Source organism: Streptomyces sp. CS113, from assembly GCF_002188365.1.
In the GTDB taxonomy this organism is placed as follows: domain Bacteria; phylum Actinomycetota; class Actinomycetes; order Streptomycetales; family Streptomycetaceae; genus Streptomyces; species Streptomyces tendae.
The window spans coordinates 5,573,834-5,592,249 of record NZ_KZ195574.1 but is presented as its reverse complement, the minus strand read 5'-3'; the positions used below and the strand labels follow the sequence as shown (position 1 = coordinate 5,592,249).

15 protein-coding genes and 1 pseudogene are annotated in these 18,416 nt (G+C 70.7%); 7 read left to right on the top strand and 9 right to left on the bottom strand.

Annotated features, from left to right (window positions below; translation table 11 throughout):
- Positions 1-23: 23 nt before the first annotated feature.
- Complete coding sequence (locus tag B9W62_RS25020; RefSeq protein ID WP_087809255.1) at positions 24-881, top strand: SCO4651 family lipoprotein; 858 nt, start codon at positions 24-26, stop codon at positions 879-881.
- A gap of 58 nt (positions 882-939) precedes the next feature.
- Here B9W62_RS25020 and mmsA read toward each other — a convergent pair whose 3' ends face one another.
- Positions 940-2,442, bottom strand: coding sequence for a CoA-acylating methylmalonate-semialdehyde dehydrogenase (mmsA, locus tag B9W62_RS25015; RefSeq protein ID WP_087812086.1), 1,503 nt, complete (start codon positions 2,440-2,442; stop codon positions 940-942).
- A gap of 783 nt (positions 2,443-3,225) precedes the next feature.
- Between mmsA and B9W62_RS40300 the strand changes: the two genes are divergently transcribed.
- Together B9W62_RS40300 and B9W62_RS25000 are read left to right on the top strand one after the other, a co-directional pair.
- Positions 3,226-3,417: a helix-turn-helix transcriptional regulator gene (locus B9W62_RS40300; RefSeq protein ID WP_133885645.1), complete on the top strand. Its 192-nt coding sequence runs from the start codon at positions 3,226-3,228 to the stop codon at positions 3,415-3,417.
- Between the two features lie 54 nt (positions 3,418-3,471).
- A complete protein-coding gene (locus tag B9W62_RS25000; protein ID WP_087809252.1) occupies positions 3,472-4,092 on the top strand; it encodes a GNAT family N-acetyltransferase in 621 nt (206 codons plus the stop codon).
- Here B9W62_RS25000 and B9W62_RS24995 read toward each other — a convergent pair.
- Positions 4,079-5,116 carry a zinc-dependent alcohol dehydrogenase family protein gene (locus tag B9W62_RS24995; RefSeq protein WP_087809251.1) on the bottom strand — a complete coding sequence of 346 codons (1,038 nt, stop codon included), beginning with the start codon at positions 5,114-5,116 and terminating at the stop codon, positions 4,079-4,081. The genes B9W62_RS25000 and B9W62_RS24995 overlap by 14 nt on opposite strands.
- 344 nt (positions 5,117-5,460) lie before the next feature.
- On the opposite strand from B9W62_RS24995, the gene B9W62_RS24990 reads away from it, so the two are divergent.
- Together B9W62_RS24990 and B9W62_RS24985 are read left to right on the top strand one after the other, a co-directional pair.
- The gene (locus B9W62_RS24990; RefSeq protein ID WP_087809250.1) at positions 5,461-5,703 is read left to right on the top strand and encodes a heavy-metal-associated domain-containing protein; all 243 of its coding nucleotides are present in this window, start codon (positions 5,461-5,463) and stop codon (positions 5,701-5,703) included.
- A 36-nt stretch (positions 5,704-5,739) separates the two neighbouring features.
- Positions 5,740-8,043: a heavy metal translocating P-type ATPase gene (locus tag B9W62_RS24985; RefSeq protein WP_087809249.1), complete on the top strand. Its 2,304-nt coding sequence runs from the start codon at positions 5,740-5,742 to the stop codon at positions 8,041-8,043.
- A 655-nt stretch (positions 8,044-8,698) separates the two neighbouring features.
- Here B9W62_RS24985 and B9W62_RS24980 read toward each other — a convergent pair.
- Complete coding sequence (locus B9W62_RS24980) at positions 8,699-9,997, bottom strand: citrate synthase (RefSeq protein ID WP_087809248.1); 1,299 nt, start codon at positions 9,995-9,997, stop codon at positions 8,699-8,701.
- Between the two features lie 237 nt (positions 9,998-10,234).
- On the bottom strand, positions 10,235-12,496 hold the full coding sequence (locus tag B9W62_RS24970) for an SF1B family DNA helicase RecD2 (protein ID WP_087809246.1): 2,262 nt from the start codon (positions 12,494-12,496) through the stop codon (positions 10,235-10,237).
- Between the two features lie 96 nt (positions 12,497-12,592).
- On the opposite strand from B9W62_RS24970, the gene B9W62_RS24965 reads away from it, so the two are divergent.
- Positions 12,593-13,144, top strand: a complete 552-nt coding sequence (locus B9W62_RS24965; RefSeq protein WP_087809245.1) for a hypothetical protein — start codon at positions 12,593-12,595, stop codon at positions 13,142-13,144.
- Positions 13,145-13,188: 44 nt separating this feature from the next.
- On the opposite strand, the pseudogene tgmC reads toward B9W62_RS24965, so the two are convergent.
- From tgmC to B9W62_RS24935, 5 genes and pseudogenes are all read right to left on the bottom strand, one after another.
- Positions 13,189-14,201, bottom strand: a pseudogene (gene tgmC, locus B9W62_RS24960) (ATP-grasp peptide maturase system methyltransferase); the annotation flags it as partial.
- Between the two features lie 54 nt (positions 14,202-14,255).
- The gene (locus tag B9W62_RS24955; protein ID WP_256976571.1) at positions 14,256-15,164 is read right to left on the bottom strand and encodes a barstar family protein; all 909 of its coding nucleotides are present in this window, start codon (positions 15,162-15,164) and stop codon (positions 14,256-14,258) included.
- 931 nt (positions 15,165-16,095) lie between these two features.
- Positions 16,096-16,671, bottom strand: coding sequence for a DUF6193 family natural product biosynthesis protein (locus B9W62_RS24945; protein WP_087809244.1), 576 nt, complete (start codon positions 16,669-16,671; stop codon positions 16,096-16,098).
- A 25-nt stretch (positions 16,672-16,696) separates the two neighbouring features.
- Positions 16,697-16,885 carry a DUF397 domain-containing protein gene (locus tag B9W62_RS24940; RefSeq protein ID WP_373433702.1) on the bottom strand — a complete coding sequence of 63 codons (189 nt, stop codon included), beginning with the start codon at positions 16,883-16,885 and terminating at the stop codon, positions 16,697-16,699.
- 5 nt (positions 16,886-16,890) lie between these two features.
- A complete protein-coding gene (locus tag B9W62_RS24935) occupies positions 16,891-17,727 on the bottom strand; it encodes a helix-turn-helix domain-containing protein (protein WP_087809242.1) in 837 nt (278 codons plus the stop codon).
- 222 nt (positions 17,728-17,949) lie between these two features.
- Between B9W62_RS24935 and B9W62_RS24930 the strand changes: the two genes are divergently transcribed.
- Positions 17,950-18,360 carry an ATP-binding protein gene (locus B9W62_RS24930; protein ID WP_087812083.1) on the top strand — a complete coding sequence of 137 codons (411 nt, stop codon included), beginning with the start codon at positions 17,950-17,952 and terminating at the stop codon, positions 18,358-18,360.
- Positions 18,361-18,416 lie beyond the last annotated feature (56 nt).

Sequence of the window (18,416 nt, the reverse complement as noted above, 5' to 3'; positions counted from 1 at the left end):
AACGCAGCAACGGGTGGGGACTCATGAAGCTGAAGTACACCGCGGCCTGGGTGGGGCTGACGGCGGCCGCGATGATCGCGGCGACCGCGTGCGGCTCGGACGGCGCGAGGACGGCGGCGGAGACGGCCGACAAGGCCGTGGACAAGGCGGACACGATCATGGCGGCCCTCACCCGGGCCACCGACCGGACCGAGAAGCTGGGCTCTGCCGAGGTCAGGACGACGACCGAGCTGGACGCGACCGGCGGCGAGCCGATCTCCATGGACGGCACGTACTCCTGGGGGGACGGCGCGGCCATGGACGTCGAGATGGACACCGCCGCCGCGCAGATGAGCGCCCTCCAGGACGACCCCACGACGCGGGTCGTGATGGTCGACGGCGCCTACTACTACGACGTCGATCCCCAGCCGAACGGCCCGATCGCGGGCAAGGAGTGGATGCGCGTCGACGTCTCCGCCGTGGCGGGCGAGGCGGGCGCCGACAACATGGCGGCCAACGCCGACCCGACGGCGACGCTGCGCTACCTGACGGCCTCCACGGAGGTGGAGGACCTCGGTGAGGAGACCGTCCTCGGCAAGAAGGCCACGCACTACCGGGGCAGCGTCGGCGCGGAGCACATCGAGAAGTCCAAGCTCACCGAGGCCGAGAAGAAGGCGGCCCTCGCCGCCCTGGAGGCCGGCGGCGGAAAGCTGACCTGCGACATCTGGGTCGACGGCAAGGACCTGCCGGTGCGGATCTCGCAGACCGGCGCCGGGATGACCGTGAACATGGACTTCGTGAAGTTCGGCGCCACCGAGAAGATCACGGCTCCGCCCGCCGCCCAGACCGGCGACCTCACCGAGCAGGTCAGGAAGCAGCGGGACGCGGCGATCGGCCAGTAGCCCGCCGACGCCCCCGGTCCGCCGCGCCGTTCGGCGGGCCGGGGGCGTCCACGCGGCGTCAGTGGTTGCGCGGGAAGCCCAGGTCCACGCCCGCCGGGGCGTCGGACGGGTCCGGCCAGCGGGTGGTGACGACCTTGCCGCGGGTGTAGAAGTGCGTGCCGTCGTTGCCGTAGATGTGGTGGTCGCCGAAGAGCGAGTCCTTCCAGCCGCCGAAGGAGTGGTAGCCCACCGGGACCGGGATCGGCACGTTGACGCCGACCATGCCGGCCTCGATCTCCAGCTGGAAGCGGCGGGCCGCGCCGCCGTCCCGGGTGAAGATCGCGGTGCCGTTGCCGAACGGCGAGGCGTTGATGAGGGCCACGCCCTCCTCGTACGTCTCGGCGCGCAGCACGCACAGGACCGGGCCGAAGATCTCGTCCTGGTACGCCTTCGCGCTGGTCGGCACCCGGTCGAGCAGGGAGATGCCGATCCAGTGGCCGTCCTCGTGGCCGTCGACGGTGTAGCCGGTGCCGTCCAGGACGACCTCGCAGCCCTCGGCCGCCGCGCCCGCGACGTAGGAGGCGACCTTGTCGCGGTGCGCCTTGGTGATCAGCGGGCCCATTTCGGAGGACGGGTCGGTGCCGGGGCCGATCTTGATCTTCTCGGCGCGCTCGCGGATCTTCTCGACCAGTTCGTCGCCGACGGCGCCGACCGCGACGACCGCGGAGATCGCCATGCAGCGCTCGCCGGCCGAGCCGTAGGCCGCGCTCACGGCCGCGTCGGCGGCGGCGTCGAGGTCGGCGTCGGGCAGCACCAGCATGTGGTTCTTGGCGCCGCCGAGCGCCTGGACGCGCTTGCCGTTGGCGGAGGCGGTGGTGTGGATGTAGCGGGCGATCGGGGTGGAGCCGACGAAGGAGACCGCCTTGACGTCCGGGTGCTCCAGAAGGCGGTCCACGGCCACCTTGTCGCCGTGCACGACGTTGAAGACGCCGTCCGGCAGACCGGCCTCGGAGAGCAGCTCGGCGACCTTCACGGCGGCCGACGGGTCCTTCTCGCTCGGCTTGAGCACGAAGGTGTTGCCGCAGGCGATGGCGATCGGGAACATCCACAGCGGCACCATCGCCGGGAAGTTGAACGGCGTGATGCCCGCGACCACGCCGAGCGGCTGCCGGATCGAGGACACGTCGACGCGCGTGGCGACCTGCGTCGACAGCTCGCCCTTGAGCTGGACGGTGATCCCGCAGGCCAGGTCGACGATCTCCAGGCCGCGCGCGACCTCGCCGAGCGCGTCGGAGTGCACCTTGCCGTGCTCGGCGGTGATCAGCTCGGCGATCTCGTCGCGGTGCGCGTCCAGCAGCGCCCGGAACTTGAAGAGGATCGAGGTCCGCTGCGCCAGGGACGACTGACCCCAGGTCAGGTACGCCTCCTTGGCGGCGGCGACCGCGGCGTCCACCTCGTCGACGGAGGCGAAGGCGACCTTGGTGGTGACCTCGCCGGTCGCCGGGTTCGTCACCGGCCCGTACGTGCCCGAGGCGCCTTCGGCGGTCTTGCCGCCGATCCAGTGGTTGACGATGTTCGTCATGACCGAGAACTCCTTCACAGATGGCGGCGACGGGTCCAGACGTGCCGTTGGTGCAGCTCGCGCTGCTCGTGCAGCTCACGGGCCGGGACCGGCGACGGTCGGGTCGCGGTCGCGGCCATGACTCCATCCCAGCAGCCCGCGGCCGCGGGCGGGCCCGACACTGTGTCTGCGGTTCGGGTGTCCGCGTAGACACGTGGGGCAGTGTGGGCGGTGCGCGCCGGGGCGCGACGCGGGGACCTCCGGCGCGGAGCCGGTGCGAGCGGGGAGTTGGCGCTCGTGCCTCGCTCCTGCCAGGGCGAGGCCGCCTTCCCGCGCCGGAGGCGTTCGGTGGGGGAACCGGCGACCGGGCCGAGTGCTCTCGGGTCGTGCGCCATCGCGTTCCCTTCTTGCCCGCCCTTGCGTCTCCCCGGTTTCTAGCCCTGTGCGTGCGGCCTGTCAATGTTTTGTCCGGACATTCGGACGACGTGATCCGGGTGGCGGCCCGGGGACCCCCCGGCGGGCGCACGAGGGGACGTACGGCGGAGCACGACCGACCGCCACAGTCAACGCGCCGCGCCTGAACGACGGCGTACGCCTGTGTGGCACTCGTGTCACAAAAGCGCCCTCCGGGTCACACATGTCACGGGCGCACGGGGCTTCCGTCACACCCGGGAACGGCCCCTGACCGCCCCGCGCCCGGCGTCGTTCACCCGGAACAGGCTTGGTGATCGCCAGCGGAGCGCCCGGCTCCCCCCGGCGGCCGTCCCCGGCCGCCGCCGCGGCGCACGCAGGGAGGTGCAACGAGTGACCGACCGAAGGCTCTGGTCCTACAAGGACATCGCGGCCCACATCCACGTCCAGCCGGACACCGTGCGGTCGTACCGCAAGCACGGGCTGCTGCCCCCGCCCGACCACGTGGAGGGCGGAAAGCCGTACTGGTACGCGGAGACGGTCCGGGCCTGGGTGGCGTCCCGCCCGCGCAACCGGAACAAGTAGGGGCGGCCGGAAAACCGTTCGGTGCCCCCGGCGGCGTGGGGCACAGTTCGGGCCATGGACTTCTCCGTCAAACCCCTGCTGACCGGTGACAAGACCGTGCTGCGGCCGTTCACCGAGGCGGACGCCGAGCGCATGTGGGAGATCGTCAACGATCCCGAGGTCACGCGCTTCACCGGCTCCCCGCCGCGCGAACTCACCCCTCAGGTGCTGCGCGACTGGTACGGCACCCGCGGCGCCCGGCCCGACCGCCTGGACCTCGCCGTCACCGACCTCGCCGACGGGGAACTGCTCGGCGAGGTCGTGCTGTACGACTGGGAGCCCGAGAACCGTTCCTGCACCTTCCGCACCCTGATCGGCCCGCGCGGACGCGGCCGCGGCGTCGGCACCGAGGCGACCCGGCTGATCGTCGGCCACGCCTTCGAGGAACTCGGCCTGCACCGCGTCCAGCTGGAGGCCTACGCCCACAACCACCGGGCGCTGCGGGTCTACGAGAAGACCGGCTTCGTACGCGAGGGCGTGCGGCGCGAGGTGGAGCGGCGGGACGGGGTGTGGGTGGACGAGGTCCTGATGGCCGTCCTCGACCACGAGTGGGCCGTGCACCGCGGGCACCCCGCCGCGCACCGGCACGGCGACTCCGTCCCCGGGCGCCCCGGGGCAGCCGTCACGGCTCGATGACCGTCACCCCGGCGCCGGGCGCCGTCCCCATCGCCGCGAGGGCCGCCGGGACCGCCTCGAGGCCGATGGTGGACGTCACCAGCAGGTCGGGCCGGAGCACGCCGGCGCGGACCAGCTCCAGCATCGGCGGGTAGGTGTGCGCGGCCATCCCGTGGCTGCCCAGGAGCTCCAGCTCCAGGGCGACCGCGCGGGCCATCGGCACCGGTGTGGTGCCGTCCGCCGAGGGCAGCAGCCCGACCTGGACGTGCCGGCCGCGGCGGCGCAGGCCGGCCACGGACGCGGCGCAGGTGACGGGCGAGCCGAGGGCGTCCAGCGAGAGGTGGGCGCCGGAGCCGGTGAGGTCGCGGACGGCCGCCGCCGTGTCCGGCGTCCGGGAGGCGTCCACGCACTCCGCCGCGCCGAAGGCGCGCGCCAGCTCCAGCGCGCGGGCCGACACGTCCACGGCGACCACGCGCGCGCCCGCCGCCGCGGCGATCATCACCGCGGACAGCCCGACGCCCCCGCAGCCGTGCACCGCGACCCACTCCCCCGCCGCGACGCGCCCCTGCTGCACCACGGCCCGGAACGCGGTGGCGAACCGGCAGCCGAGCGAGGCGGCCGTGGCGTACGACATGCCGTCGGGCACCGCGACGAGGTTGACGTCGGCGTGGTCGAGCGCCACGTACTCGGCGAAGGAACCCCAGTGGGTGAAGCCCGGCTGGGTCTGGCGCTCGCACACCTGCTGGTCCCCCGCCGCGCACGCCCCGCAGCTCCCGCAGGCGCAGACGAAGGGCACGGTCACCCGGTCACCGGGCCGCCACCCGGTCACCCGGTCACCGACCGCCTCGACGACACCGGCGAGTTCGTGACCGGGCACGTGCGGCAGCACGATGTCCGGGTCGTGGCCCTGCCAGCCGTGCCAGTCGCTGCGGCACAGCCCGGTGGCCTCGACGCGCACCACGACGCCGTGCGGCGCGGGCGCGGGGTCGGCGACCTCGCGTGCCTCGGCCGGCTCCCCGAACCGCTCGAACACGACCGCGCGCATCCGTCACCCTCACTTCCGTAGTGTCGTGACCGTGGTGGTCGCGACTGTCGACGACCGTGGTGGTCGCGACTGCCGACGACCGTGGTGGTCGCGACTGCCGACGACCGTGGTGGTCGCGACTGCCGACGACCGTGGTGGTCGTGACTGTCGACGACCGTGGTGGTCGTGACTGCCGTGACCGTGGTGGTCGTGAACGTCGTGGCGGTGTTTCCGCCTTTCGCCCCTCATCTCACGGCAGACCCATTCGAAGCCATACCCCCTAGGGGTACAGTGGACGGTGAGTGGTCCAGCCCGGACCCGCGGGTACCCGCCCGCGCACGCCCCCTCCACCGAGGAGTAACGACATGACCGCCCAGACCGACACCACCCAGGGCTCCGTCACCACCGTCTACAAGGTGAGCGGAATGAGCTGCGGCCACTGCGAGGGCGCCGTGTCCGGCGAGATCTCCGAGATCGCGGGCGTCGGTTCCGTGCAGGCCGTCGCCTCCACCGGCGAGGTCACCGTCGTCTCCGAGGCCCCCCTCGACGACGCGGCCGTGCGCGCCGCGGTGGACGAGGCGGGCTTCGAGCTCGTCGGCCGGGTCTGATCCCGGCACCCCCGCCCCCGTCCTGGAGCCCGGACCATGACCAGCACCACCGCGGACACCCGCACCGCCCCGACGGCCACCGACCCCGCCCCCGGTGCCGATTCCGGTCCCGGCCTCGCGGAGGTCGAGCTACTGATCGGCGGGATGACCTGCGCCTCCTGCGCGGCCCGCGTCGAGAAGAAGCTCAACCGCATGGACGGCGTCACCGCCACGGTGAACTACGCGACGGAGAAGGCCCGGGTCAGCTACCCGGCGACCACCCGGGTCGCCGACCTGATCGCCACCGTCGTGAAGACCGGGTACACGGCCGAGGAACCGGCGCCGCCCCCGGAGCCGTCCGCCGACGAGGCGGGCACCGGGGACACGAGCACCGGGGACGGCGACGACGACCCGGAGCTGTCCGCCCTGCGTCAGCGCCTGCTGGTCTCCGCCCTCCTCGCCGCGCCCGTGGTGCTGCTGGCGATGGTCCCGGCGCTCCAGTTCGACAACTGGCAGTGGCTCTCGCTCACCCTGGCCGCGCCCGTCGTGGTCTGGGGCGGGCTGCCCTTCCACCGCGCCGCCTGGAGCAATCTGCGGCACGGCGCGGCCACCATGGACACGCTGGTCTCGCTCGGCACGCTGGCGGCGTTCGGCTGGTCGCTGTGGGCGCTGTTCTTCGGGGACGCGGGCATGCCGGGGATGCGGCACGGCTTCGACCTCACCGTCTCCCGCGCCGACGGCGCCTCCGCGATCTACCTGGAGGCCGCCGCGGGAGTCACCGCCTTCCTCCTGCTCGGCCGCTGGCTGGAGGCCCGCTCCAAGCGCCGCGCCGGCGCCGCGCTGCGGGCGCTCATGGAGCTGGGCGCCAAGGACGTCGCCGTCCTGCGGGACGGACGCGAGGTGCGCATACCGGTGTCCCGCCTGGCGGTGGGCGACCGGTTCGTCGTACGGCCCGGCGAGAAGATCGCCACCGACGGCACGGTGGCCGAGGGCGCCTCGGCGGTGGACGCCTCCCTGCTCACCGGCGAGTCCGTGCCGGTGGACGTGTCCGTGGGCGACGCCGTCACCGGGGCCACGGTGAACGCCGGGGGCCGGCTGGTCGTCGAGGCGACCCGGGTCGGCGCGGACACCCAGCTGGCGCGGATGGCGAAGCTGGTGGAGGACGCGCAGAGCGGCAAGGCCGAGGTGCAGCGCCTCGCCGACCGGATCTCGGGGGTCTTCGTCCCGGTCGTCCTGCTGATCGCGGTCGCCACCTTCGGCGGCTGGCTGGGGACCACCGGTGACACGGTCGCCGCGTTCACCGCGGCCGTCGCCGTACTGATCATCGCCTGTCCCTGCGCACTGGGCCTGGCCACGCCGACCGCGCTGCTGGTCGGCACCGGGCGCGGCGCCCAGCTCGGCATCCTCATCAAGGGCCCGGAGGTGCTGGAGTCCACGCGGCGCGTCGACACCGTCGTCCTGGACAAGACCGGCACCGTCACCACGGGCCGCATGACCCTGCACGAGGTGTACGCCGCCGAGGGCACCGGCGAGGAGGAGCTGCTGCGGCTCGCCGGGGCCGTGGAGCACGCCTCGGAGCACCCCGTGGCCCGTGCCGTCGCGGCCGGCGCCGAGGAGCGGCTCGGCACGCTGCCGGGCGTCGAGAGGTTCGAGAACGTCCCCGGGCGGGGCGTACGGGCCCGCGTGGCGGGCCGTGAGGTGGCCGTGGGGCGCCTCTTCGACGCCGTCCCGCCCGAGGTGTCCCGCGCCGTGGACGAGGCCGAGCGGCGGGGCCGTACGGCCGTCCTCGTCGGCTGGGACGGCGAGGCGCGCGGCGTCGTCGCCGTGGCGGACGCGGTCAAGGAGACCAGCGCCGAGGCGGTGGCCGGGCTGCGCCGGCTGGGCCTGACGCCCGTCCTGCTGACCGGCGACAACCGACGGGTGGCCGAGTCGGTCGCGGCGGCCGTCGGCATCGACGAGGTGATCGCCGAGGTGCTGCCCGAGGAGAAGGTCGCGGTGGTGGAGCGGCTGCGGTCCGAGGGCCGTACGGTCGCCATGGTCGGCGACGGCGTCAACGACGCGGCCGCGCTCGCCGTCGCCGATCTGGGTCTGGCGATGGGCACGGGGACGGACGCGGCGATCGAGGCGGGGGACCTGACGCTGGTGCGCGGGGACCTCAGGGTGGCGGCGGACGCGATCCGGCTGTCCCGGCGCACCCTGTCCACCATCAAGGGCAATCTCGTGTGGGCCTTCGGCTACAACGTGGCCGCGCTGCCGCTGGCCGCCGCCGGGCTGCTGAACCCGATGATCGCGGGCGCGGCGATGGCCTTCTCCTCGGTCTTCGTCGTCACCAACAGCCTCCGTCTGCGCGCCTTTCGCTAGCTTCGGACCGGTCCGCATTTCACGCAGGTCGAGGGTCTGCGCCTCTGGAGTCCGGCACGTCCCTCACATAAGCTCTTCACAAGGCTCGCGCATCTTCCTTACGCTGGATCCCCGTCCGACGTACGGGGCTCTTGCGCTCCTAACGGACATATGCAAGAGACGCAGATCACAGTGATGCGAACGTAACCATCGAAGGGGTTCGAAGGTCTAAGTTGGCGATGTCAGGCAGCGTCTTGGGGGGCGCCACCTGGCATCTGGGGATGTCTTGGGGGACTTTCCCAGAGCTGCGTTGCCGGGACACGTACACCGGGAAGCTTTGAGCGGCCCTCCCGGGCGTGCGCTGTCCCGGCAGACCGCACGGCACGCACCACCAGCGAGACGAGCACCACCAGCACGGCACGCACCATCAGCACGACACAGCGAATTCAGGCGCTGTCCTCACAGACGCCCGGCCGGATCCCGTGGGGGGAATCCGCACCGGGACATGGGAAGGCGCCCTGGATCGTCGGCCCGTGGGGGGACCGGCGCCAGGGCGCCTTCTGCTGTCCCGGCACCGTTCAGGGGTCCGGGCACGGAAAAGTCCCGTACCACTCGGGGCGGTACGGGACTCACCGGATGCGCGGCGACCGGGTGCGCTGCGGGGGTGCCTTACGGCTCAGCGCGCCTCGACGGGGACGAAGTCGCGCTCGACGACGCCCGTGTAGATCTGGCGCGGGCGGCCGATGCGGGAACCCGGCTCCTTGATCATCTCGTGCCACTGGGCGATCCAGCCCGGCAGGCGACCGAGGGCGAACAGGACCGTGAACATCTCGGTCGGGAAGCCCATGGCCCGGTAGATCAGGCCGGTGTAGAAGTCGACGTTCGGGTAGAGGCTGCGCGAGACGAAGTAGTCGTCGGAGAGCGCGTGCTCCTCCAGCTTGAGCGCGATGTCCAGCAGCTCGTCGGACTTGCCGAGGGCGGAGAGGACGTCGTGCGCGGCGGCCTTGATGATCTTGGCGCGCGGGTCGAAGTTCTTGTAGACCCGGTGGCCGAAGCCCATCAGGCGGACGCCGTCCTCCTTGTTCTTCACCTTGCGGATGAAGGAGTCGACGTCGCCGCCCGCGTCGCGGATGCCTTCCAGCATCTCCAGCACCGACTGGTTGGCGCCGCCGTGCAGCGGGCCCCACAGGGCGTTGATGCCGGCGGAGATCGAGGCGAACATGTTCGCCTGCGAGGAGCCGACCAGGCGGACCGTGGAGGTCGAGCAGTTCTGCTCGTGGTCCGCGTGCAGGATCAGCAGCTTGTCGAGCGCCGCGACGACCGTCGGGTCCAGCTCGTACTCCTGCGCCGGCACCGAGAACGTCATGCGCAGGAAGTTCTCGACGTAGCCGAGGTCGTTGCGCGGGTAGACGAACGGGTGGCCGATCGACTTCTTGTACGCGTAGGCCGCGATCGTCGGAAGCTTCGCGAGCAGCCGGATCGTGGAGAGGTTGCGCTGCCGCTCGTCGAACGGGTTGTGGCTGTCCTGATAGAAGGTGGACAGCGCCGAGACCACCGAGGACAGCATGGCCATCGGGTGGGCGTCGCGCGGGAAGCCCTTGTAGAAGTTCTTGACGTCCTCGTGCAGCAGGGTGTGCTGCGTGATCTCGTCCTTGAACGCGGACAGCTCGTCGACGGTCGGCAGCTCACCGTTGATCAGCAGGTAGGCCACCTCCACGAAGGAGGAGCGCTCGGCCAGCTGCTCGATCGGATAACCGCGGTACCGGAGGATGCCGGCTTCGCCGTCGAGATAGGTGATGGCGGATTTGTAGGCGGCGGTGTTGCCGTACCCGCTGTCCAGCGTCACCAGGCCGGTCTGGGCGCGGAGCTTCCCGATGTCGAAGCCCTTGTCACCGACGGTGCTGTCGATCACCGGGTAGGTGTACTCGCCGTCGCCGTACCGCAGTGTTACCGAGTTGTTGGTGTGCTCGCTCACGTCTTCCCTCACCGACGTAGTGCCTCATCTTCGAGGTGCCCTGACTGTCTCTACCATCCCCCACTTGGCTCAGGAGAGTGCACTCGGGGTCGACCATCGGGCCTATTGGCGGCACTCAGTGCCGCCAACTTGCTCATCCTGCCCCCTCCGAGGCCCATCCGGAAGTGCTGTGTGACCTTTGCGACTCGTTTGATCGATCATTTTTTTCACACGGGTGGACAGGTTTACCGCAAGGTTTCACGGCCGGGGCCCGGCCAGCCGGAAGTCGAGCGCCGTACACCGCCTCCCGGCCGACACCGTACGCACCGCCTGCCCGATCGCCTTGCGCGAGCCGACCAGGACGACCAGCTTCTTCGCCCGGGTGACGGCCGTGTACAGCAGGTTCCGCTGGAGCATCATCCAGGCGCCGGTCGTCACGGGGATCACGACGGCCGGGTACTCGCTGCCCTGGGACCGGTGGATGGTGACCGCGTACGCGTGGGCCAGCTCGTCCAGTTCGTCGAAGTCGTACGGCACCTCCTCGTCCTCGTCGGTCAGCACCGTGAGGCGCTGGTCCACCGGGTCGAGCGAGGTGACGACGCCCACGGTGCCGTTGAAGACGCCGTTCTCGCCCTTCTCGTAATTGTTGCGGATCTGGGTGACCTTGTCGCCGACCCGGAAGACCCGGCCGCCGAACCGTTTCTCGGGCACGTCCGGGCGCCCCGGGGTGACGGCCTGCTGGAGCAGTCCGTTCAGCGTCCCGGCGCCGGCGGGTCCGCGGTGCATGGGCGCCAGCACCTGCACGTCCCGGCGCGGATCGAGCCCGAACTTCGCGGGGATGCGCCGCGCGGCGACGTCGACGGTGAGCCGCCCCGCCTCCTCGGTGTCGTCCTCGACGAAGAGGAAGAAGTCCTTCATCCCGTCGGTGACGGGGTGCTGTCCGGCGTTGATCCGGTGCGCGTTGGTGACCACGCCGGACTGCTGGGCCTGCCGGAAGACCCGGGTGAGGCGCACGGCGGGGACCGGGCTGCCGGGCGCCAGCAGGTCCCGGAGCACTTCCCCGGCCCCCACGCTGGGCAACTGGTCGACGTCGCCGACGAGGAGCAGATGGGCGCCGGGCGGCACGGCTTTCGCGAGCTTGTTGGCGAGGAGCAGGTCCAGCATCGACGCCTCGTCCACCACCACCAGGTCGGCGTCGAGGGGCCGCTCCCGGTCGTAGGCCGCGTCGCCGCCGGGTTTCAGCTCCAGCAGCCGGTGCACGGTGGACGCCTCGGCGCCGGTCAGCTCGGCGAGCCGTTTGGCGGCCCGGCCGGTGGGCGCGGCGAGCACGACCTTCGCCTTCTTGGCCCGCGCCAGCTCCACGATCGACCGCACGGTGAAGGACTTGCCGCAGCCGGGCCCGCCGGTGAGCACGGCGACCTTCTCGCTGAGCGCGAGCTTGACGGCGGCCTCCTGCTCGGGCGCGAGATCGGCACCCGTGCGCCGCTTCAGCCATCCGAGCGCCGTGTCCCAGTCCACGTCCTGGAAACCGGGCATCCGGTCCTCGTCCGTGTGCAGGAGGCGGCGCAGCTGGCCGGCGAGCGCCAGCTCGGCCCGGTGGAAGGGCACGAGGTAGACGGCGGTGACGGGCTCGCCGCCCTCGGGATGGGGCACCTTCTCCCGCACCACCCCGGGGTCCTCACCGTCCTCCGCCGGCTCGGCGGCCAGCTCCCCCAGGCACTCGATGACGAGCCCGGTGTCCACCTGGAGCAGCTTCACCGCGTCGGCGATCAACTTCTCCTCGGGGAGGTAGCAGTGCCCCTGGTCGGTGGCCTGCGACAGCGCGTACTGCATCCCGGCCTTGACCCGCTCCGGGCTGTCGTGCGGGATCCCGACGGACTGGGCGATCTTGTCGGCGGTGAGGAAGCCGATGCCCCAGACGTCGGCGGCGAGCCGGTAGGGCTGGTTCTTCACGACGGAGATCGAGGCGTCCCCGTACTTCTTGTAGATGCGGACGGCGATGGAGGTGGACACCTCGACCGTCTGGAGGAACAGCATGACCTCCTTGATCGCCTTCTGCTCCTCCCAGGCGTCGGCGATCTTCTTGGTCCGCTTGGGCCCGAGACCGGGCACCTCGATGAGCCGCTTGGGCTCCTCCTCGATGATGGTGAGGGTGTCGAGCCCGAAGTGCTGTGTGATCCGGTCCGCGAAGATCGGCCCGATCCCCTTGACCAGTCCGGACCCCAGATAGCGCCGGATGCCCTGCACGGTGGCGGGCAGCAGCGTCGTGTAGTTCTCCACGTGGAACTGCTTGCCGTACTGGGGGTGCGACCCCCAGCGCCCCTCCATCCGCAGCGACTCCCCCACCTGCGCACCGAGCAGCGCGCCGACGACGGTCAGCAGGTCACCGGCGCCTCTGCCGGTGTCGACGCGGGCGACGGTGTAGCCGTTCTCCTCGTTGGCGTACGTGACGCGCTCCAGGACGCCTTCGAGGGTGGCGAGCCGCCGCTCGCCGGAGGCCGCGGGGGGCTGGGTGGGCATGATCCGACGGTACCGGTGAGGTGTGACAGCGGTGCACGGTCCGGCAGGATCACGCGTGCGGTGCGATACGGCCGACGCCTACGAAAAGGGGGACACATGGGGCTGACCTACGGCTACGACGTCTATCTGCGCCCGCGGAACGTCGCCGGGGCGCTGACCGCCGTGGCCGGGCTGGCGCCCCCGTCCCGGGACGTGCCCCCGCTCGACGTCACGCTGCCCGGCGGCGAGCGGGTCACCCTCCCCTTCACGTCCGGCTTCGGCAGCGAGCCGGTCGACTGCGCCGGCAGCGAGACGCTCGACCTGGACACGTCCCTCATGTTCCCGGTGGACGACGCGGTGCGGGCGTACGCGGAGTCGTACGGACTGCCGCCCGAGGAGAACGGGCGGGTCCGGATCGGGTACGTCTACCTGACCGTCCGGTTCCGGTCCTTCCTGGACCCCGGGTACGCGGCCCTGGAGTTCTGGGCGCCGACCTCCGGCATCAGCCGCCTGTTCGAGCGGTCGGCGAGCATCAGGAAGACGTTCACCGACCTCGCCGCCGCCGTCGGCGCCGCGTGCTGCCAGTTCGACCGGGGCGACGGCAGCCCCGGGGAGGTGTGCTGGGTCAGCGGCGAGGCGGATTTCCCTCCGGCTCCGTCATCACCGTGAGGAAGCAGGTGAAGGCGGCGCAGCCGTCCGGGCTTGGGGGGGGTTCAGGCCAGTCGGTGTTCCCAGCGCAGCGAGGGGCTGCCATCGATCCAGTAGACGTGCGATCTGTCGGTGACACGGAGCCGCACCCCCTCGATCCCCGGGCTGCCCTCGTCCTGCCAGGCGATCAGTGCGCGCTCGACGTCGTCCCAGAGAGACGCGGGACCGCCCTGTCGGACGATCCAGCCGTCGCCGTCGGCGCAGAACTCGGCGAACGACTCCCGCTCGGGTCGAAGAGATACCGCAGCGGCGCGCCGTCGCTCCAGGTGGCCCGTACGAACTGGGCTCCCGGTGCGGCGAGCTGGGCGAGGAAGGCCGGCATCCACTCCTCCAGAGCGAAGGGGGACACGAACGCGGGCCGTTCCCCGTCCGCGTACGCGGTGCGTGCCGACAGGTCACCGCCCAAGGGCGTCAGCGCCTGGGCACGCGCCTGCATGAAAGAGGAGGGCCCGACGATCACGCCGTCGGCGGTCTCGTCGTCGCCGACGGTGACCTTCGCCAGTCCGGTTCCCCAGGGCCAGGAGCCGACAGTGCTGAGGATGATGCCACCCGGCTTCGTCTGCCGGACCCACGTGTACGGAATACGGCGGACCGCACAGGTGGCGATGACCCTGTCGTACGGTGCCCGGGGCGGATGTCCGAGGAGCCCGTCACCCGTCACCGTCCACGTCGAGCAACCGGCGGCCTCCAGGGCGGCATCGGCGCGCGCCGCCACCTGCGGGTCGACCTCGACCGTCGTGACGTTGTCCTCGCCGACCCGACGGCACATCAGGGCGGTCGAGTATCCGGTGCCCGTGCCGATCTCCAGGACACGGTGCTCCGCCGAGAGGTCCAGGGCCTCGATCATGCCGACGACTGTGGCCGGGTCGGTCGAGGACGAGGTGGGCACGCCCTCGACGGGTCCGACGGTCCGGTCGGCGGTGAGGTGTCCGTCGAGCTGGGTGGTGAGCGTGCCGACACGGTAGGCGAGACGCAGCCATTCCCGCGGGTCGGTTTCGCGTGCGGTGACGGGCCGCCAGGCCCGCGTCCGCTCGGCCTGTCCCGGAGTCGTACTCGTTCGGGCGCCTGCGGCTCACCGGAGTACGACCGTGACGCCGCACCGTTCGAGGAGCCGCACGATGTCCTCGAAGTAGGAGAGCCCGTCCTCCGGATCCTCCACGACGTCCGCCAGCGCGCGGCGTGCGATCTCGGAGTCGTGCCAGGTCAAGGTGAACGGCGGGGTCACTCCGAATCCACCGCCCAGGCAGTCCTTGAACGCGTTCCACTCCCGGCCGAAGTAGTGGCCGGGTCCGAGCAGGGCCTCGGCGATCGCGCAGTGCAGCCCGGGGACGTCCGTGACGAACCGGCCGTCGAGGTGGTACTCGCCGCCGGAGTGGTCCGGCCGGGGCGCGGGCACCCGCCAGGCACGGGTGGTGAGGTCCAGCCACGCGGCTCTGCCCTGCGAGTCGTACGGCGCCCACAGGTTGGGCTCTGCCGACGGGCCCTGGTACCACTCTGCCCAGATCGGGCGGGCCGCCGGCGATGGCCGATCGTCGCCGCCGTCGGTGAGGGTGATGTCGACGAGTGTGCCGCCGAGCACGGACGGTCGAGCTTCGGTGATGGCCAGGCCCACGGTGCGGGAGGCCATCACGGCCCCATGACGATCCAGCACCAGGAGGCAGCCCCAGTCCCGCTCCGACCGACGGGGCCGTCGCAGCGCCGCGAGCAGGGGCTCTGAAGGCTCGCAGCCGATCAGCTCCATAGGAACGGGGGCCGGGTCCGCTCGCGGTTTGAACAGGCCGTCCACGGCGGAGCACCGACCTGCACTCGCCGCAGCGACCGTCGTCCCCGCGAAGAGCTCGAAGCGCGGCGCCGCAGGTAGTTCGAAGAAGCTCTCCTCGCTGCTGACGCCGGTGCCGAGCACGATGTCGTACCGCGCCGGATCAACCGAGTGGGGCTGATGGGCCACCACGACCGCATCGACGAGAGTCCACCACTGCACGGGCTTCTCGTCGTCCCAGACCTCGACGCATACGTCGCCCAGACCTCGTAGCGAGCCGTGGGGCTCGGCCAGGACCTCGCTCAGGAGACCATCGGGGCGACATCCACGAAGAGTGAGGACCTCCCGTGGCGGCGGGACCGGGTCAACGAACATCCCTTCGACGCCCGCGCACCTCGCCCAGAGCTGTTCCACCCCGTCTTCGTCCTCCTGAACCAGGAGGTACTTCACCGGAAAGCCCCGGTCCCATCTGGCGAGATCTGCGATGCGCACCCAACCCCCGAACATGTGAGCGACCTTCGTGCCTACGATACGGACCCGCCTGGCCCGGAGAAGCCGGAGGACGGTTGCTCGCCCTCGATCACGTCTCGTCGGCGGCGCTCAGATCGCGCAGGGGACGCAAGCCGCCGGGCAGTTCCGGCAGGCCCTTCATCACGGACTCCATCCTCAACGGCCTGCCACCTCACATCGCCCAGGTCATCGCTGGTCACGACCACATCGGAACGACGATGGGCATGCGGAACTGACTGTGCTCATGAACATGCTTGTGTCCGATGCGCCGTCCTGATCGTCCACGCGACAGAGCGTCCCCGGCTTGTCGAAATCCGCGACAACCTCCTCACGCGGATCTTGGAAGCCGAAAGGGAAGGATGGCTCGGCGAGATCGAAGGGCTGCAGAGCAGCCTGACCCACGCCGAGGAGAAGCTAGCCCAACTCGACGCCCAGATCTCCCGGAAGCAGGAGTCTGTCGACCTGGGGCTCCCTACCTTCCGCGAGATTACTGCTCGCGCTACCGCAGTCTCCACACCGCCGGAGCCTTCGTAAACGGCATGCCGCCCATGGGGAACCAGTTGGATCTCCCCGCCTGTGGCCACCTGATGGGAAGCCAACTGGTCACGGGGTCGGTGACAGTCGGTGCCTCGATTCAGGCGCGTCACTCATCTCGTTCGGCGGATCCCGCGACAGCCGGGCCGAGGCCGGCGGGAATATGGGACACCGCCAGGACGACGGCATCCTCGGCTGTGGCGGCCTCTCCGATGGTGTCGGCGTGCGGGTGCTTCATCACGCGGTAGGGGCTGCCATTGTGTGCCGGGGCTACGGCGATCTCATTCCGGAAGGGGAAACCGGTGCAGGAGCTGAAGCCAAGCGTCCAGTGGCTGGAGTACACGTAGAGCTGCCGCAGCCTCGGGTTGGCGTGAGCCGCTTCCACCAGTGCGCCGAACCCTGACAAATCCGGGGCTTCGGTCGCCTCCGCCCGCGTCTTCCGCCATTGCAGCTCTACTACCGCCACCGGCCCGCGTTCGTGTGCCTCGGCGCGTTCACTGGAGTGCAGAAAGGGCAGGTCAGCCTGCAGCTCCCGCAGGCTCCTGCCCTGCCCCCACGCCACGCCGGCTCTGACGACATCCGCCAGGTCCGACGTGGCTCCGGTAATCATCTCGACGCCCTGTGCCCACCCCGAGACCATGAACGAGCGGCTGTCTACTCCGATGTAGATGGACAGCGACCGCATCGAGCAGGTCGTCTGACCCGACGCATCAGGACCTGTCCAAGGGCTCCTTCAGAGCGTCGAGAAACGGGGCGAAGGCTTCCGGCGGGAAGGTGAGGGTGGCTCGGGCGGGGGCCTTGGAGTCGCGGACGGCGACGTGGGTGGTCGAGGTGGCTATCTCCACGCATTCGTTGCCGTCGTCAGGACCCGAGTACGACGACTTCCGCCAGTTGTCCATGCGCCTCACAGCTCCTTCGACAGCCGGTTGATGAGGTCACGCGAGCGTTCGGGGTCGAGCGATGCGGCTTCTACTTTACGGAAGCGAGTTCGAAAGGCCCCGAGTTGGGCTTCGGAGTCGATGAAAGCCGAACCATGCGGTACGTCACGCACCACGGTGTCCAACTTGGATACTGCGCCGCCCACGTACGTCATGGTGCTGGCAGCTCTGGCAAAGCCGTCCAGGTCGAAGGGGATGACACGCACCGTGACGTTGTCTGCCGTCGAGCACTCCAGGAGCTTGGCCAGTTGGGCTCTGGAGGCCGCACGGTCGCCGACCCTGATACGGAGAGCAGCCTCGTGGACCACCAACTCGTACGGAACGGTGATCTGCTGAGACGCCATGCGATGCCGGACCCGCAAGTCAAGCTCTTCGCTGGTGAGTTCGGGAACCCGCCCGGAGAAGACCGCACGGGCGTAGTCCTCCGTTTGCAACAACCCAGGCACGTACAGAACTGCCACGTCACGTCGGAATGTGGCGTGGTGGTTGAGTTCGGACAGGTCCAGGAACGACGTGGGGAGCAGGCCTCGGTACTCCTCCCACCAGCCGCGTGTCCGGTCAGTTGCCATCTCCACGAGGGCGTGGACGAACTCTTCGTCCGCACAGGCGTAGTGAGACGCCAGACGCCGCAGCCGCTGCTCACTCACCCCTGACAACCCGGACTCGATCTGGCTGATCTGCACGTTACTCACGCCGAGCATGGCCGCCGCCCGCCGAGCGGTGAGGCCGGCCGCCTCACGCAGTCTGCGCAGTTCCACCGCCAGGCGCAGTTGTCGCGCTGTTGGTTCGCGCCTCGTGGGCAATGGCCGCTCCTCACCTCAACGCGTCCGCCGACACGACTCGTTCGGGGTGAAGATTACGCGACCGACTTGCTCCGCCGAAACTTTCAGGTCTACCGTCAGTGACGCAACGCACACCGTGCGACACCGGGTCACCGGAAGCGCACCGCCCCGTCCTGCCATGACGGCTGCGGCATGGACACCGGGACCGTCTCTCACCCCACCGCCCTCCGCGAGGAGTCACGCATGTCCGAATCCGAAGCCTGGGAATACTCCCTCTACATCCCCAACGACCTGCGCGCCGTCACCATCAGCCGCCGCACCCTCCGCCTGGTCCTCACCATGCACGGGCTGATCCGCCTCGTCGACGTCGCCGAACTGCTCGCCACGGAGCTGGTCTCCAACGCCGTACGGCACACCAAGGGCCCCGCCGCCCTCCGCATCCGCTGGTCGCCGCCGGGCACCCTGCGGATCGGGGCGTGGGACGCGGACCCCGAACCGCCCGAGCCGCCCGCGCGGTTCGAGAGGGTGACGGAGCTGGAGGAGGGGCGGGGGCTGGCACTCGTGCGGGCCTGCGCCGACGTGTGGGGATGGCATCCGCTGGCCAGACACGGCAACCGGGGGAAGTACGTGTGGTGCGAGCTGGCGGCGGCCTGAAAGGGGCGGCCCTGTTATTCACTTGCCCGGCCCGGGGATCTTCCGGACGCTCGGCG

Coding starts and splice junctions, on each gene's coding strand:
- B9W62_RS25020 (WP_087809255.1), top strand. CDS start 24: ATGAAGCTGAAGTACACCGCGGCCTGGGTGGGGCTGACGGCGGCCGCG.
- mmsA (WP_087812086.1), bottom strand. CDS start 2,442: ATGACGAACATCGTCAACCACTGGATCGGCGGCAAGACCGCCGAAGGC.
- B9W62_RS25000 (WP_087809252.1), top strand. CDS start 3,472: ATGGACTTCTCCGTCAAACCCCTGCTGACCGGTGACAAGACCGTGCTG.
- B9W62_RS24995 (WP_087809251.1), bottom strand. CDS start 5,116: ATGCGCGCGGTCGTGTTCGAGCGGTTCGGGGAGCCGGCCGAGGCACGC.
- B9W62_RS24990 (WP_087809250.1), top strand. CDS start 5,461: ATGACCGCCCAGACCGACACCACCCAGGGCTCCGTCACCACCGTCTAC.
- B9W62_RS24985 (WP_087809249.1), top strand. CDS start 5,740: ATGACCAGCACCACCGCGGACACCCGCACCGCCCCGACGGCCACCGAC.
- B9W62_RS24970 (WP_087809246.1), bottom strand. CDS start 12,496: ATGCCCACCCAGCCCCCCGCGGCCTCCGGCGAGCGGCGGCTCGCCACC.
- B9W62_RS24965 (WP_087809245.1), top strand. CDS start 12,593: ATGGGGCTGACCTACGGCTACGACGTCTATCTGCGCCCGCGGAACGTC.
- B9W62_RS24945 (WP_087809244.1), bottom strand. CDS start 16,671: ATGCGGTCGCTGTCCATCTACATCGGAGTAGACAGCCGCTCGTTCATG.
- B9W62_RS24940 (WP_373433702.1), bottom strand. CDS start 16,885: ATGGACAACTGGCGGAAGTCGTCGTACTCGGGTCCTGACGACGGCAAC.
- B9W62_RS24930 (WP_087812083.1), top strand. CDS start 17,950: ATGTCCGAATCCGAAGCCTGGGAATACTCCCTCTACATCCCCAACGAC.